At 70.9% G+C, this 15,988-nt stretch carries 12 protein-coding genes; 7 read left to right on the top strand and 5 right to left on the bottom strand.

Going from position 1 to position 15,988, the window contains the following annotated elements:
- Positions 1-134: 134 nt before the first annotated feature.
- Positions 135-806, top strand: a complete 672-nt coding sequence (locus tag OV208_RS21145; protein ID WP_120539348.1) for an RNA polymerase sigma factor — start codon at positions 135-137, stop codon at positions 804-806.
- Positions 807-852: 46 nt separating this feature from the next.
- The gene (locus OV208_RS21140; RefSeq protein ID WP_267575683.1) at positions 853-2,043 is read left to right on the top strand and encodes a zf-HC2 domain-containing protein; all 1,191 of its coding nucleotides are present in this window, start codon (positions 853-855) and stop codon (positions 2,041-2,043) included.
- A 62-nt stretch (positions 2,044-2,105) separates the two neighbouring features.
- Here OV208_RS21140 and OV208_RS21135 read toward each other — a convergent pair whose 3' ends face one another.
- The 4 genes from OV208_RS21135 to OV208_RS21120 all read right to left on the bottom strand — a co-directional run bounded on the left by OV208_RS21135 (position 2,106) and on the right by OV208_RS21120 (position 5,144).
- Positions 2,106-3,362 carry an AraC family transcriptional regulator gene (locus tag OV208_RS21135; RefSeq protein WP_267575682.1) on the bottom strand — a complete coding sequence of 419 codons (1,257 nt, stop codon included), beginning with the start codon at positions 3,360-3,362 and terminating at the stop codon, positions 2,106-2,108.
- Between the two features lie 11 nt (positions 3,363-3,373).
- Positions 3,374-3,907: a zf-HC2 domain-containing protein gene (locus tag OV208_RS21130; protein ID WP_267575681.1), complete on the bottom strand. Its 534-nt coding sequence runs from the start codon at positions 3,905-3,907 to the stop codon at positions 3,374-3,376.
- Positions 3,900-4,517 carry an RNA polymerase sigma factor gene (locus OV208_RS21125; protein WP_267575680.1) on the bottom strand — a complete coding sequence of 206 codons (618 nt, stop codon included), beginning with the start codon at positions 4,515-4,517 and terminating at the stop codon, positions 3,900-3,902. Before OV208_RS21125 ends, OV208_RS21130 begins: the two co-directional genes overlap by 8 nt.
- Before the next feature lie 153 nt (positions 4,518-4,670).
- On the bottom strand, positions 4,671-5,144 hold the full coding sequence (locus tag OV208_RS21120) for a PaaI family thioesterase (RefSeq protein ID WP_324291400.1): 474 nt from the start codon (positions 5,142-5,144) through the stop codon (positions 4,671-4,673).
- 141 nt (positions 5,145-5,285) lie between these two features.
- Between OV208_RS21120 and OV208_RS21115 the strand changes: the two genes are divergently transcribed.
- The 5 genes from OV208_RS21115 (at position 5,286) to OV208_RS21095 (ending at position 12,620) form a co-directional block, all read left to right on the top strand.
- Positions 5,286-7,610 (top strand): ATP-dependent helicase, encoded by a 2,325-nt coding sequence (locus tag OV208_RS21115; protein ID WP_267575678.1) that lies wholly within the window; start codon positions 5,286-5,288, stop codon positions 7,608-7,610.
- 133 nt (positions 7,611-7,743) lie between these two features.
- Positions 7,744-9,453, top strand: a complete 1,710-nt coding sequence (locus OV208_RS21110; protein ID WP_267575677.1) for a DUF1592 domain-containing protein — start codon at positions 7,744-7,746, stop codon at positions 9,451-9,453.
- Positions 9,450-10,874 carry a DUF1552 domain-containing protein gene (locus OV208_RS21105; RefSeq protein ID WP_267575676.1) on the top strand — a complete coding sequence of 475 codons (1,425 nt, stop codon included), beginning with the start codon at positions 9,450-9,452 and terminating at the stop codon, positions 10,872-10,874. Before OV208_RS21110 ends, OV208_RS21105 begins: the two co-directional genes overlap by 4 nt.
- Positions 10,875-10,983: 109 nt before the next feature.
- On the top strand, positions 10,984-12,174 hold the full coding sequence (locus OV208_RS21100; RefSeq protein WP_267575675.1) for a lytic polysaccharide monooxygenase: 1,191 nt from the start codon (positions 10,984-10,986) through the stop codon (positions 12,172-12,174).
- Positions 12,175-12,257: 83 nt separating this feature from the next.
- Positions 12,258-12,620 carry a hypothetical protein gene (locus OV208_RS21095; protein ID WP_267575674.1) on the top strand — a complete coding sequence of 121 codons (363 nt, stop codon included), beginning with the start codon at positions 12,258-12,260 and terminating at the stop codon, positions 12,618-12,620.
- Between the two features lie 55 nt (positions 12,621-12,675).
- On the opposite strand, the gene OV208_RS21090 is transcribed toward OV208_RS21095, so the two are convergent.
- Positions 12,676-15,921 carry an MSCRAMM family protein gene (locus tag OV208_RS21090; protein ID WP_267575673.1) on the bottom strand — a complete coding sequence of 1,082 codons (3,246 nt, stop codon included), beginning with the start codon at positions 15,919-15,921 and terminating at the stop codon, positions 12,676-12,678.
- Positions 15,922-15,988: the final 67 nt, after the last annotated feature.

Below are 15,988 nucleotides of genomic sequence, written 5' to 3'. Positions count from 1 at the left end.
TTCCGGCACGCGGGCGCCCACGACTTCATGGGAGGCTGTCCGCGGATGCCAACGTGGTACCTTGCCGCGCCACATCCCCGCAACCCAACCTCCCGGGATGATGCCCGTCCAGGGACAGCCTCCAGGGCCTTCCGGTGTACGAGCAGCTCACGGATGAGGAATTGTTCGCGGAGGTGTCCCGCCGCCGCACCACGGGCGAGCCCGTGGGCAACCCCTTGGGGGCCCTCTGCGCGCGATGGGCGCGCCCGGCCCGCTACGTCATCAGCAGGATCCAGGGCAGCTACGGACGTGGTTCTCCGGCGGACGCCGACGAGCTCTTCCAGGACGCGGTGGGGAAGTTCCTCGACCGGGGCCTGGACCAGTTCCGCGGCGTGTCCGAACAGATGCCGGGCAGGAGCGCGTCTCCCAAGACGTTCTTCCTGCGCATCGTCAAGCACGTCGCCATCGACTTCTACCGGCGACACCGGGAGGAGCTGGCGCCCGCGCCGTCTTCACCCGACGACGTCATGGAAGAGACCCCGTCCGAGGTGGCCCGGGCGGTGGAAGGCGCACGGCGTCGCGAGGAGCGCGCCGAGGCGCAGGAGTTGTATTGGGCCGCCTACGCCAGGCTCCAGCAGGAGCACCCCAAGGAGGCTTCAGCATGGGAGCTGTATCACCACGAGGACGTGGAGGATCACGAGGAATGCGCACGGCGTTTGGACATCAGCGTGGTGAATTCGTACAAGCGCGTCAGTCGCGCCCAGGCATACCTGCGCCTGTACCTGCTCGAATTGCAGCGGGACGGTCAGCCGGAAGAGCCGTCGTGAAATCCCTCGGAGGGATGCTGTCCTCCGCCCCGCGCGGGATGCCGCGATGAAGGGCGACACGCTGTCCCGCTACCAGGCCCGTCACGCGCGCCTGTCCGCGGGCCCCGCTCCGGTGGGCGAGCTGTTGGAGGCGGTGGGGGATGTGCTGCGCCGCTCGGATCGGCTCGGCACCGAAGGGGTGGAAGAGGCCCTGAAGGCGCTGGGCCGCGCGGAGCTGGAAGCCTGGGTTCGCGCGCAGAAACCGCAGGCGCTCCAGCCGCTCCTACTCCGGGCCGCCGAGGAGTCGATGGAGGCCGCGCTGGGCGACGAGGGTGAGGAATCCGAAGTGTGGCGAGCCTCCGCGCTAGACGGACTCTCCGCCCGCGACCGGGCCGCCTCCGCCGCCCGCGCGCTGAGCACCTGGGAGATGTTGAAGGGCCCGCTGGAAGGGGACGCTGCCGCTGCTCGCGAGCGCTTCCTCGGGGCGCTGGGGCACCTGGACACCTCGCTGCGCCCCCGGGCGCGCTGGTTCATCCCCCTCAACGCCGAACGCCGTGCCGAGCGCGACCTGTTGGACCCCGTGGAGCGCCCCGGCGCATGGTGGTTCTCCGCGCGGGCCGGTTGTGACGACCTGCTGGCGTCCTGGACGGGCAAGCCCCTGAAGGACCCCGAACACCTGAAGGACTGCGCCGGCTGCCGCGCGGACCGTGCGGAGACGGCGGTGGTGGACACCCCCCCCCGGCGCCACCTCACCGAGGACGAGCTGTGGCGCCTGGACGCGGGCGAGATGGGCGGCGAGGAGAAGGCGCGCGTGGAGGCCCACACCGCCTGGTGTGGCGAGTGCGCGCAGGCCGTGCTGGCGCTGGAAGAGGGCGACGCGGCCATCGACGAGGCGCTGGAGCTGGAGGAGGACGGACTGTCCGCCCCTCGCGCGGCCAGGGATTCCCGCGCGGACGCGGCCCGGCGCCCCGGCGCGGCCCGTCTGCCGGAGCACCGCGAGGTGCTGGAGGAGCGGCGTGACTTCCGCGTGGTGCTGGTGCGCGAGCGTCAGAAGCTGCGGCTGCTCGTGCAGCCCCTGGGTACGCGCGCCGTGACGGCCGCCGTCTTCCTGTCGCCGGGGCGTCCGTCGCTCAAGCCGACGCAGGGGCCGGAAGGGTTGTCCTTCGACCTCTCCACCGCGCTGGCCACCGGCGCGCATGCGGCCCACCTCACGGTGCAGGCCGGGCAGGAGACGCTGGAGCGCGACTTCGCGTTCTAGCCGTCGCTGGCGGACCCGGGCCGGGGGGAGGTCTCCCACCGGCCCGTCGCATGACCGGGCTGCTACTGGCGCAGGGGGGGCGGGACGTAGCCCTCGCGGATTTCATAGCCCTGGGACGAGCGCACCGGCGGGCGGATGTCCACGGTCCGCGGCGCATCCGAGTCGCTCCGGAAGCCGCTGGACAGGAAGGCCGCCACCAGCTGCGTCAGGGGCGGCCGGGTGGCGAGCGCCACGCCACACACGTCGAGCCGGTCCTCCACGTACCTTCCCCGGGACTGGACGTAGGCGTTGCATCCCTTCTCCGTGACGATGGTGGGGTCGCGACGCAGGGAGCGCCTGAGGGTGCCCCAGCGCATCTCGAGCGTGTCCGCGCTGAGCCGCACGAACACCGGCGAGCCTCCCCAGGTGCCCTCGATGAGGGTCGCGGCGCCGCCGGCGCGCACCTTCACCGCGAGGTCGCGCACCTCATAGGCGCCGTTCACCTCGATGCCGTGCTCGAAGAGCTCGTCGCCGAAGGAGCCCTTCCACGTCGAGCCGGTGCCGCGCACCAGCGGCGTCTTCGTCTCCACGCGCTGGCTGTCGAACCAGAACGCGCCCACCCGGCCCAGCGGCATGTTCTTGCGGCCCCAGATGGGCGGAGCGTCGTCCAGGCCCTGCGGCCCGGAGGGCAGGGGCTGCTGCGGGGCGCTGAGCAGGTCCGTCGTCTTCACCGACGCGTCCACCGGTTCGAAGCGCACTCCGTCCAGCCACGCCTGTCCGGCGCCGCTCATGATGAGGCCCGCCATGATGGTGGTGGCCTCCCTGGGCACGTCCAGCACCACGTCGTAGCGCTTGCAGCCGTGGGTGCCCACCAGGGCGCGCGACTGCATGTTGTCGAAGGCGAGCGGCTGCTTGGGGTCCACTCCCTCTACGCGCATCCACAGCCCGGCCCAGCCCTTCACGTCCTGGTGGCGCACGGCGGCGGTGAAGCGCAGGCGCTTGCCCTGGAAGTCCTTCGCGCTGAAGGCCTGCATGAAGGTGCCGAAGCTGTCCGTGGCCTGGGTGCGCGAGCGCAGGAAGGCGCTGCGGCTGCCCTCGCACGGGGCGCTCGCGTCCACGCCGGCCTCGTAGTGTTGGGGCGCGCTCTCCGTGACGTACCAGCCCTGTGGCAGCTTCGACTGCGTGGCGCTGGGCGTGGTGGCGGGGAGGCCCTTCGACGGGGACGCAGGCGTCGCGGGAGGCGTCGCGGACGGCGGCGCTGGGGACGGTGGGGTCTGGGCGCTCGCGAGCGACGCCCATCCCGACAGGAGCAGCCCGAGGATGCGGGTTCGCGGGCTCAAGGCGGACGTCCTCACAGGGCCGCCGGGCGCGAACTCAGCGCGACTTCGGGACGGTGCGCGGAGGCGTCGTAGCGGGGGACTTCGCCCATGCCGCCGGGGTGGTAGACGAGCAACCCACGCGCGCTGGCGGAGCGCAGGCAGTGCTCCTGCGTCGCCAGGTCCGGGCACGCCACCCTGATCTCCATGGGCTCCGTGTCGTCCTCTGGCTGGGCGTCCTCCACCGTGGCGACCGGGCCGGGCCCATCCCCTGGAACCTCCGGGGGGCGCAGCATCAGGAACACGGAGGCGGCCACCGCCATCAGCGCTGCCGCCGCTGCGACGGGGCGGTGCCAGCGCGCGGGGCGCAGCACGACGGCCTCGCGGGAGGATGCGGCGGCGACTTCGTATAGCTGTTCATCCAGGAGGGCTTCTTCCTGGAGCAGGCGCGCGCACGCGTCGCAGGTGAGGGTGTGGGCCTCCAGCTCCGCCGCGGCGTCCGGCGGCAACGCGCCCAGCAGGTACTGCTCCGTGCGGTCGCGGGTGACGTGGGGCGTGAGCCTAGACATGGGTTTCCTCTTCGAGCGCGGTGCGCAGCTTCTTGCGGACCTCGCACAAAATCTGTCGCACGCGCTGGACGGACAATCCCACGCGGGTGGCGACCTCGGAATGGGGAAGCCCCTGGCCGTCGCAGGCCAGGAGGAAGACGTTGCGCGCACCCGGGGACACCTGGGCGAGCGCGTCGCGGGCGCGGGTGAGCTGCTCCTCGGAGAGCAGGCGCCTTTCCGCGGACTGCGTGGGGTCCACCGGCTGCTGGCGCTCCGGCAGGTCCTCCACCGTGCCGTCCACCGATTCACGCCGGGTGCGGCGGGCGTCGTCCGCGGCCAGGAAGGACGCCTGGGCGAGCGCGAGGTGGGGCAGGCGCAGCTCCGTGAGCAGCCCCCGCTGTTGCTGCTGGATGAGGCGCGCCCACGTCTCCTGGGCCAGTTCCTGGGCGCGGTCCACCCGGACGCCCCGGGCGAGCAGCGACACCACCACCCGGCGCTGGTGCCTCGCGACGAGCGCGTCCCACGCGGCCCTCTCTCCTGTCAGCGCGCGTCGGGACAGGGCCTCCTCATCCGGAGCGGCCCCGGGCCTGACGGCCCCGTCTGTCTCCTGACGCGACTGGAGCGTCGTCATCCCAAAGCCTTGTACGGCTGCATCCATGCCGTCTTCCCGTAGCGCACGTCGGTCGGTCGGGGACGCAGTGTGCCCCGGTGCCCGTGGGAAACGCGCATCCAGCCCGGTCATATCGACAAAGGAGGCCAAGGGGGGTGGAGGGGTAGGGGGGTGTCAGTTGGTGGCGGGGCTGTCTCCAGCGGCCCAGGGCTTGGTGGAGACGCGCACGACGCCCTGGCAGCGGGCGCACACCCGCCCCTGGCTGTCGAGCAGGCGGGCGGACGCGAAGACGGTGGTGGGCCCGCCGTGGTCGATGACGGCCTCCACGTGGAGGCTGTCGCCGGTGGCGGGGCGCTCGAAGCTCATGGACAACTGCATGGTGGCGCAGCGGCGGGTGGGATCCCTCAGGGCCGGGGTGCACCCGATGGCCAGGTCGAACAGGGCCGCGAGCATGCCGCCGTTGACGGCGGAGGTGCCCAGGCCGCCCCGGTGTTCGGGCTTCACCTCGGGGAGGGTGACGACGACCTTGCGGCCTTCCGGGAAGGACATCCGGGCGCCGAAGTGACGCAGGGTGAGACTCTGGTTGAAGCCCTCCGCGAAGCGGTCGAGCTGGGCCTGGGACGGGGGGGGCGTGGGGGTGTCGGACATGGGGGCTCCCCGCTTTATATCCCACGCCTCCCGCCCGTCCCGGGAGCGGACGGCCCGGCGGGCGGCGGGGGCGGCGGAAGACCCCACACAGGCGGGCGAAAGACGTTAGAAGACGGGGTTCTTCCTGCCGTGGAAACCCCCGTGAACCCGCACGAATCCGCCCTCCTCGAAGACCTCAACCCGCCCCAGGCGGAAGCCGTGCTCCATGGCGACGGCCCGCTGCTGGTGCTGTCGGGCGCCGGCAGCGGCAAGACGCGCGTCATCACCCGCCGCGTCGCCCACCTGGTGAAGGTGCGCCACGTCTTTCCCTGGCGCATCCTGGCCGTCACGTTCACCAACAAGGCCGCGCGCGAGATGCGCGACCGCCTCTTCGCCCTGCTGGGCACGCAGGCGAACGAGCTGGTGGTGAGCACCTTCCACTCGGCCTCCGCGATGATCCTCCGCCGCGAGGCGGAGCACGTGGAGCTGACCAAGTCGTTCGTCATCTACGACGACGGAGATCAGCTCAACGTCGTCAAGCGCGCCATGCGCGACGCGGGCATCGAATCCATGATGCAGCCGCGTGAAATCCTGAGCCGCATCGACCAGGAGAAGAACGCCGCGCGCCTGCCGGACGACATGCGCCTTTCGGGGCCGGATGACGTGAAGGGCGCCACCGTGCAGCGCGTGTACCGGGCCTACCAGCGCCTCTTGCGCGCGGCGAACGCGGTGGACTTCGGGGACCTGCTGCTCCTCCTGGTGAAGCTCTTCCACGACCGGCCGGATGTCCTGGAGCGCTACCGCACGCGCTTCACGCACGTGCTGGTGGACGAGTTCCAGGACACCAACCCCGTGCAGTACGCGCTGTTGCGGCAGCTGGCCCCGCCGCCGTCCTCGAACCTGGTGGTGGTGGGCGACGACGACCAGTCCATCTACCGCTGGCGCGGCGCGGACGTGCAGAACATCCTGGAGTTCCCCATGCAGTACCCGGGCGCCCGGGTGGTGCGCCTGGAGCAGAACTACCGCTCCGACCAGAACATCCTCACCGCGGCGCACGAGGTCATCTCCAAGAACTCGCGCCGGCTGGAGAAGAAGCTCTGGAGCGAGCGGCCCAAGGGGGAGAACCTGGAGCTGATGCTCCACCGCGATGAACGGGCGGAGGGGCAGGAGGTCGCCCGTCGCATCCTCGCCCTCCAGCGCGAGGGCTTCATCAAGTTCTCCAGCATGGCGGTTTTCTACCGGACCAACGCGCAGAGCCGCGTGCTGGAAGAGGCGCTGCGCCTGGCGCGCGTGCCGTACACGCTGGTGAGCGGGCGCAGCTTCTATGATCGCGCGGAGGTGCGCGACGCGGCGGCCTACCTGCGGCTGATGGTGAACCCGCGCTCGGACGCGGACCTGGAGCGCGTGCTCAACGTCCCGGCGCGCGGCATTGGCGGCACCACCGAGGAGCGGCTGAAGGACTTCGCCGTCCAGGAAGGCCTGAGCCTCTTCGAGGCCCTGGCCGAGCGCCACCGCATCCCCGCCCTCAACTCCGCGGCGCAGAAGCGGCTGGGCGGCTTCCACCAGCTCCTGGTGTCGCTCAACGCGTTCGCCCAGACGGCGAAGGACGCGGCGGGCGCGGTGGACCAGATGCTCCAGGAGACGAAGCTCGTGGAGACGCTCGTCGCCGACGGCAGCGAGGAGTCGAACACCCGGGCGGAGAACCTTCGCGAACTGCTGGGCGCCGCGCAGGAGTTCGACCTGAAGCGCGCGTCCGACGCCGTGGCGATGGCGATGGCGATTGAAGCGCGCGAGGAGGCGGCGCCAGAGGGCGTGGACTCCGCGCCCCTCACCGCGGACGTGCCTCCGTTGCAGGCGTTCCTGGAGCAGATCAGCCTGGTGGGCGACGCGGACGCGGAGGTGGGCGACGGCCGGGTGGCGCTGATGACGCTGCACGCGGCCAAGGGCCTGGAGTTCGACGCCGTGTTCCTCACCGGCATGGAGGACGGCGTCTTTCCGCACTCGCGCGCGCTCAAGGGCGCCGAACCGGACAGCGGCGAGGAGATGGCCGAAGAACGGCGGCTCTGCTACGTGGGCTTCACCCGCGCGCGCAAGCGGCTCTTCGTGAGCTTGGCGCAGTGCCGCTCCCTCTTTGGCGAGCTCAAGTACAACCCGCCCAGCCGCTTCCTGGCGGACGTGTCGCAGGCGCTGTTCGGCTTCAAGGAGAACGACCTGCCCCCGCCTCCGCGCGCCGCCGCCATGGCCCCGCGCCGCCGCGCGTGGGACGAGGAGGAGACCGGCCCGCGCGTGGACCGCAGCTATTCGCAGACCTCCGACATGGAGGCCGTGAGCGGCGACGTGCGCGGCATGCGCGTGCGCCATGAGCAGTTCGGCTCCGGGCGGATCATCTCCGCGGATGGCAGCGGCCCGAACGCCAAGGTGACGGTCGAGTTCGGCGGGGACGTGGGCCTCAAGCGCGTCATCGCGCGCTTCCTCATCCCCGGATAGGTGCCCCGCATGCGGTGTCGACATTTGTTTTCAATGTCGACGTGACGGGACTGTCCGGTTTGTCCGGTGTACGGATTGACTTTCCAACGCCTCCTCATTGGGATGAGCACCAATGAACGGAGGCGTTCGCTTGATGGCGCGTAGACGACGATGGTGGAGTCCGGCGCTGCTGGCCGTCTCCGTAGGACTGCTGGGGGCCTGTGAAGGCCAGATCCTGGATGCGGCGAAGCCTGGAGGCCCTGGGCCGGGCGGTGAGCCGGGCCCGGGCGGCACGGGCAATCCGCCCGTGGGGGTGGAGCAGCCGGCGCGCTCGGTGCGCGTCGCGCGGCTGACGCACCCGCAGTGGGTGGCCAGCGTGAAGGAGCTGCTGAAGCTGGACGCGGCGCCCACGACGCTGGCGCAGAGCTTCCGCGCGGATCCGTCCCAGAGCGGCTTCCTCTTCGACAACGACGCCCGCGCCCTGTCGGTGGACGAGGCCCTGTGGGGCGCGTACCAGCGCGCGGCGGCGGACCTGGCCGGGCAGGTGGCCACGGACTCGACGAAGCTGGGGAAGCTCTTGCCCCCTGGCACCAACACGGACGAGGCGCGCGCGAAGGCGTTCGTGGAGTCCTTCGGCATGCGGGCGCACCGCCGGCCGCTGACGGCGGACGAGGTGGAGTCCTACCTCGTCCTGTACCGCAAGGGCCCCACGGCCTACGCGACCATGGCCCCGTTCCAGGCGGGCCTGCGGCTGGTGATGGAGGGGTTCCTCCAGTCGCCCCTCTTCCTCTACCGCGTGGAGAAGAGCACGCAGGCGGCGGACGGCAAGGTGCCGCTGGACGCCTATGAGGTGGCGTCCCGGCTGAGCTACGCGCTCTGGGACTCCATGCCGGACGAGGCGCTGTTCACCGCCGCCCGCGAGGGCGCGCTGGGCAAGCGCGAGGGCGTGGCGGAGCAGGCGCGACGGATGATGAAGGACGCGCGGGCGCGCGGCGTGGTGGGGGCCTACCACCAGGTCGTCTTCGACGTGCCCCGCTACGCGAGCATCCGGCCCAACACCACGCGCTTCCCCACCGTCACCGCGAAGCTGTCCGAGTCCGCGGCGAAGGAGAACGCGCTCTTCGTGGACGACGTCGTCTTCAAGCGGGAAGGGCGCTTCTCCGACCTGCTCACGTCGCGCGACACCTTCGTCAACGACGAGCTGGCGCGCGTCTACGGCCTCACCGGGACGTTCACCGCGGACTTCGTGCCGGCGACGCTGGATGCGACGCAGCGCCGGGGCGTGCTCACCCAGGTGGGCTTCCTCGCGTCGCACGCGACGTCGATGGACCCCGACCCCATCCACCGGGGCGTGTACCTGTCGGAGCACCTGCTGTGTCAGAAGATTGGCGCGCCGCCGGCCAACATCCCCGCGCTGCCCGCGCCCAACGGCCGCACCAACCGCGAGGTCGTCACCTCCCACACGGAGGCGCCCGGCACGGTGTGCGCGTCCTGCCATTCCAACCTCATCAACCCGCTGGGCTTCCCCTTCGAGAACTTCGACGCCGTGGGCGGCTTCCGCACCACGGACAACGGGCACCCGGTGGATGCCACGTCGTCGCCGTCCATCGGCGGTGAGAAGGTCGCGGTGCGCGACGCGGTGCAGTTGTCGGACACGTTGGCCAGCTCGCAGGCGGTGCACGAGTGCTACGCGCGTCACTGGGTGGAGTTCCTGAGCGGACGCCCGGCGGCCACGGAGGACGCGGCGCTGGTGGCCCGGCTGGGCAAGCTGTCGCGGGCAGGTGAGCTGTCCGTCGTGGACCTGGTCGTCGAAGTCGTCACGGGCGTGGGCTTCGTGAACCGCCACCCGGAGGAGCTGCCGTGAAACTGAGCCGTCGACGCATGTTGCAGGGCCTGGGTGGGGCCATGTTGGGGCTGCCGGTGCTGGAGGGGCTCCTGCCCCGCAAGGCCCAGGCGGCGGAAGCAGGGGCGCTGCCCTTCGCCATCTTCCTGCGCCAGGCGGATGGTGTCGCCGCCGAGCAGAGCACGTCGGAGCTGGGCAGCGAGCCGGAGCGCTTCTGGCCGGTGCCCCTGGGCAACCTCACCACGGCGACGCTCGCGGGCAAGTCGCTGGTGGAGCTGGCCGACCACCGCGCGCGCCTGCTGGTGGTGCGCAACGTCAACATGAAGGACTACAACTACGGGGATGGCCACGCGCGCGGCGCGTTCCAGGCCCTCACCGCGCGCGGCCCCGCCGTGGAGGGCGTGGGCGGCGACTCCGAGGCGTCCGGCGAATCGCTGGACCACCGCATCGGCCGGGAGCTGAACCCGCAGAAGCGCGACTCGCTCTACCTCTACGCGGGGCAGGCCGGCGGCTGGCTGGGCGGCCCGTGCATCTCCCACCGGGGCAGCGCGGTGCGACGGGCCGCGCTGCATGACCCGTGGGTGGCCTACCAGACGATGGTGGGCGGCCCCGGAGGCCTCACGCCGGAGGCGCGCGAGGCGATGCTCGTGCGCCAGAAGAGCATCAACGACCTGGTGTCCGGCCAGCTCAAGGCGCTCCAGTCGCGGCCGGAGCTGAGCCGCACGGACCACGAGCGCCTGGACCTGCACCTGTCCAACGTGCGCGACCTGGAGGTGGCGTTGACCTGCCGCGCCCGCGCGGACGAGGAGCTGCGGCTCCAGCAGCAGGCGCCCGGCTACAACAGCACGGACGGCGACGAGGTGCTGGCCACGGTGCGGCTGCACATGGACATCGCGGTGCTCGCGGTGGCGTGCGGCACCACGCGCTCGGTGGCCATCCAGGTGGGCAACGGCAACGACAGCGCCACGCGCTACCGGGACCCCACGACGGGGCAGTTGATGGAGAACTTCCACTACATCTCCCACCGCCGGACGTCGCACGACGCGTCGGGCGGCATCATCGCCGGCTCGGACGTGCTGCACTCGCGGGTGGATGCGCAGTTCGCGCAGACGTTCAACTACCTGCTGGACCGGCTGGCGGCCTATGCCCTGCCCGACGGCAAGAAGCTGGTCGACCAGGGTGTGTCCGTCTGGTTCAACGACCTGGGCAACGGGCCGGCGCACTCGGCGCGCAACATCCCCTTCATCCTGGCGGGTAGCTGCAATGGCTACCTCAAGCAGGGCGTGGCGGTGACGGCGTCCGGCGGCGGCAATCCCAACCTCAACAAGCTGCTCAACACCATTGGCACCGCGGTGGGTGTGCGCAACGCGGCGGGCGGCCCCCTGGACGACTTCGGCGACCCGACGATGGCCAAGGGCCTGCTGACGGAGTTGGTGGCCTGAAACAGGAAGCAGGCGGGCGCGGATGAAACATCCTGGTTTTTTCCGCGCCCGGCTTTGACCCGAAATGATTCCGCCCCGCCTCCTTCTGATTGAAACGAAGGAGGTCGGGATGTTCGCAGGAATCCAGAAGGCGCTCGCATCGTCGCTTGCCGTGGTCTCACTGCTGTCCGCCAGTCTGGCGGCGGCGCACGGCTCCATGGAAGTTCCCATCAGCCGCGTGTACGGCTGTTTCAAGGAAGGGCCGGAGAGTCCCAAGTCGGCGGCGTGCAAGGCCGCGGTCCAGGCCGGTGGTACGCAGGCGCTGTATGACTGGAACGGTGTCCGGCAGGGCGCCGCCAATGGGCGGCACCGCGAAATCATCCCCGACGGCAAGCTGTGCAGCGCCGCCAATGAGAGTCACAAGGGGTTGGACCTGGCGCGCACGGACTGGCCGTCCACGCTCATCACCCCGGACTCCAGCGGCAAGTTCGAGTTCGTCTTCCACGCCACCGCGGTGCACGCCACGGGCTACTTCCAGCTCTTCGCGACGAAGGAAGGCTACAACCCGGCGCTGCCCCTGAAGTGGTCGGACCTGGACGCGACGCCCTTCTGCAACGTCACCAACGTGTCCGCGACGAACAACCGCTACCGCCTCAACTGCCCCTTCCCGTCGGGCAAGTCGGGCTCGCACGTCATCTTCGCCATCTGGCAGCGCGCGGACAGCCCGGAGGCCTTCTACGCCTGCACCGACGTGAAGTTCAGCAACACGCCACCCCCGCCGGTGTCGTGGAAGGAGTTGGGCCAGGTGCAGGCCCGCGAGGACCTGGCCAAGGGCAGCAAGGTGACGTTCCGCCTCTTCGACAGCGCGGGCCGCGACGCGGAGTCCTACCCGCTGCTGCTGGATGCGGCCACCCCGGCCGCCACGTGGGTTTACCGGCTGGCGCAGCAGGTGAACGCCGTCTCCAGCCGCGTGCAGGTGGGCGTGCTCCAGACGACGGGCAGCATCAACCCCGCCCAGGATGCGCTGGCCAACCGCGTGTATGCGAAGGAGACGGGCTACACGTTCCAGGTCGACATCGAGAAGCCGGCGCCCGGTGGCGGCTCCGACGGTGGCACGGATGGCGGCTCGGGACAGACGGCCCAATACAAGTACCCGGCCGGCCTCTCCAGCTACACGGCCGGCACGCTGGTGGAGGGCACGGACTCGCGGCTCTACCGCTGCAAGCCCTTCCCGTACTCCGGCTGGTGCAAGGGCGTGGCGTCCTACTACGCGCCGGGCTCGGGCATCGCCTGGGCGGACGCGTGGGACCTGGTGCCGTAGGCAGGCGCTGACGCTGGAGACGGCTCGGGCCGCCTTTCCCGTGGGAAGGGCGGCCCGTGGCGTTGGGACGGAAAAGCAGAGCGGTGGGCTTCAGGCCGCGACACGTACAGGACTACTTCCACCGGACCCAGGCGACGACCGCGTCTCCGGATCTGACGAAGCAGCGCGAGGTCTACCAGGTGAAGAACGGGGCCTCGCCCGCGAATGAGATTGAACTGCTGGCCTTCCTCACCGCGCCCGCGACGCTCGAAATCGAGGTGGCCGGCACGGTGCAACGCAAGGACGTGGGCGCGGGCATCCAGTCCTTCCGCATCCCGCTGCGCGAAGGCACGCCGCGCTTCCGGGCGGTGCGCGGCGGCGTCACCGTGGCCACGGTGACGAGCGCGTCCCCCATCAGCAACAGCATCGTCTACCGGGACCTGCTCTACCGCGCGGTGGCAGCCTGACGTGTGACCGGAGCGCGTTCTTCCCCTGAGCCAGGTGCACGTCGGGCCGCTTGCCTCAGGGCCCGAGGGGACGCCACACCGCGCGCACGTCGCGGGAGTGCTCACCCACGGCGGGGACCTCCAACTCCTCGCGGTGGAGTTGGTTGCCGTTCCTGCTCATGGCGAAGAGGGTGTAGCGGCCCCCTGGGAGATGTTGGAACGTCGCGACCTTCGGCGGTCCGTCCTTCCACTTCATGGGATGGGACTGCTTCTGCAGCCAGTCCATGGACTGGAGGGACTCCGGGAAGGGCACCGGGCCCGGAATGAGCAGGGCGAAGTCGATGTCGTCCGCCATGTTCAGGTGGAGGGTGCTGCCTTCCTTCAAGGCTTCGAGCGTGACCGCCACCGGACCGCTCGCTGGGATCCGCAGGGGCTGGGGACGAAAGCGCTCCTCGCTGTCCTCGTCGACCGGCTTGGCCTGCATCCAGTAGAGGCCTGGGGGCAGGGCCTGCACCCGCACCCTCCCCTGGGGCGCTTCGTGGACGTGCGACGTCCCATCCGCTTCCAGCAAGACGACGGTCGAAGCAAGGGGCTGGCCCCGGGTGTCTCGCACCTGGAGCTCCACCGAGGCGCCAGGGTCCAGCACGTCCTTGAAGGTCTGCTCTTCCGCCGCCAGCGTCCGCTGGAGCGGCAGGTAGCCGTCCACCTCCAGATGGAGCGTGAGGGCGGTGGCGGGCAGGTGCTTCAACACGAGCGTCCCGTCCGGGGCTGGCACCACCTGCTGAAGCGCCAGGGCCCGTGGGGCGTCGGCTTGCTGGATCCCGACGCGGACCCGCGATGGGGGTGACGCGGCGCCGCGGCCGGTGAACAGGGCCCCCGTCCGGGCATCGTGCAGCACGCCCCGCACCGTCCTGCCGCGTGACAGCGTGAGGACTCCCACGTCCAGGTCGCCGTCGTCCGGGAGCGTGAGGGTTCGCTCCAGGGGCGCGAAGTCCAGGGCGCGCACCACGAGCCTCCCCCCGTCCGGCCTCGGGGGCTGTTCGAAGGTGCCGTCCTTGGACGTGAACTCGCTGCCGTTCACCGAGAAGGCCGTGACAGGCTGGCCCCCTTCGTCGACGACCCGGCCCCGGAGGACAGGGCTTCGCTTGAGGATGAGGCGCAGGTCCTGGGCCTCCTCCCCAATCCTCCACCTCCGCTTCACGGCTGTTCCTCCCTGGGAGTGGACCGGATCGAAGTCGTGGCCCTCAAGCCACACGAACAGCTCGTACCGGGGCGCGCTCAGGTTCTTGAGGACGAAGCGGCCCTCCTTGTTCGTGCGAACGCCCTCCGGCTGTCCGTTCCCGCAGAACCCGCGCCCCTGTTGCCAGTCCGGGGTGTCCTCGGAGGGAATGGAGGCTCGGACCATGGCCCCTTCCAGGGGGCGGCCCGCGGGGTCCACGGCGATGCCGGAGACCGTCCGTCCTTCCGGGAAGCGCAGGGTGACGTCCACGCGCTGTCCCTCCACGACCTCCACCGGCTGCGTCGCGATGACCTCCAGCGCGTCGGTCTGGAAGGAGGCTTCCACCGTGAAGTGGCCGGAGGGAATGCCCCGCAGCGTGAACCGTCCGTGCCCATCCGTGAGGTCGGTGCGGTTGTCGATGTCGAGCTTCCCGGTGCTCCAGAGAGTCACCCGGGTGCCCTCCATGGGCACGCCCTTCGCGCTCAGGAGGATGCCGAACACCTCTCCGCCCCGACGCACGACGAACCGGACGTCGCGGGAGGGAATGCGCACCTCGAGCCGCTCGGTGACGAGGTCGTCCTCTTCGAGGAAGAGCGCTCCTTCACCCTCGCGCCTGGCATCCACCACGAAGCCTCCGGCCTCGTTCGTGGTGACGCTCTCTTCCGCCCGGCCGTGGTCCCAGCGAAAACCCGTTCCCCTGCGCAGCGACACGGTCCGGCCGGGCAGCGGCTGGCCCTCGGTGTCGACGAGGATTCCCTCCACGGACACGGCGCGCGTCAGCGTGAAGTCGAGCGGTTCAGTTCGCGCGTCGATGGACTGCTCATCGCTGGGAAGGTCCAGGTGGTGCGCCGCCTGGACGCCCAGCCTGTGGGAGCCGGTCATCAGGGGGCCCAGTCGGTAGTGTCCCTCCGCGTCGGTCAGGGCGAACGCTTCCCCGGAGGCAATCGCTCCCTCGACGTTGGAGCGTGCCGCCACGCGAGCGTCCACGATGGCCTGCCCCGCGTCGTCCCGCACGGTGCCTTGCAGGAACACCGCGGGCTCCAGTCGGAGCTCCGGCTCCACCGGAGGGTCATTCGCCTTGGACCGGAAGATGGCGAAGGCATCGCGCGACGGCGTCTGGGCGAAGAGCGCGTGCGGAGGCGCATGCGCGGATTCGAAGGTGAAGCGTCCCGCGGCGTCCGTCGTGGTGAACCGCTGCTCGGTGTCCAGCAGGGACGTGGTCAACATCACGTCGACCCCAGCGGCGGGAGCACCCTGGGCGGACACCACCCGGCCCGTGACGCGCACGGGTCGTTCGAGCCACAGGGGCTGGAACTTGAGCGCGTGGGCCCTCGTGAAGAAGAGGGAGGTCCAGCCCTCCGCGGTGATGAGGACGGCGTAGTTCGTCGCGGGCAGGGGGCCCACGAGGAAGTGGCCGCTGGCGTCGGTGCGCGCATCGAAGAAGCGCGTGTGCTCCCGGGAGAACACGGTGACGCGGGCCCCGGCGATGGGGCCCTCGTCGCCCATCTCCTGGACGACGCCCGTGAACACCACGCCCTCTTCGAGGCGCAACGCCACGTCCTGACTTCCCGTGGCGACGTCGGGCTGCTTCGCCGCGCCCGCTTCCCCCAGGGCCCAGAGCGTGACGACGCCCTCGGTGAGCCCGTCGAGCACGAAGCTTCCGTCCTGCGCGCTGGTCGTCTCCGCGAGCACGCGCGCTTCCCCTTCACGGGCGGCGACCCGCGCCTGGATCTCCCCGATGAACCGGGGGCCGCAGTCCATCCACTGGAGGGGACGCTCGCGAGGGCCGGAGGACTCCGTGGCATCGGTGGGGCAGGGCAGCTCCGACAGCGTCTCTCCCGGCTCGGCGCGCGACGCGGACACGCGCACGCCCGCCACGGGACCGTGCTCGTTGCTCACGGTGCCGGTGATGCGCGGGCTTCCGGCGAGCACGCGCACCGCCTGCTTCGTGGCGCGGGGTCCGGTGGACGACCTTCCGGCGGAGGGGGAAGCGGGGGCGGTCGGGTTCACGGCCTCGCGCGAGCCGTACAGCAGCGCGAGCAGCAGCAGCACTCCGATGATGCCCCCGATGCCCGGCAGCCACCCGCGGTTCGCCTTGCGCATCAACGCCCTCCCGTCGTGCTGTTGCCTCCAGGAGGATACCCGCGAGCGGCCAGCGCCGTCTCAACGG

The organism is Corallococcus sp. bb12-1 (assembly GCF_026626765.1).
Lineage (GTDB): Bacteria > Myxococcota > Myxococcia > Myxococcales > Myxococcaceae > Corallococcus > Corallococcus terminator.
The sequence above is the reverse complement of the archived record's forward strand: the minus strand, read 5'-3'. Positions and strand labels throughout refer to the sequence as shown.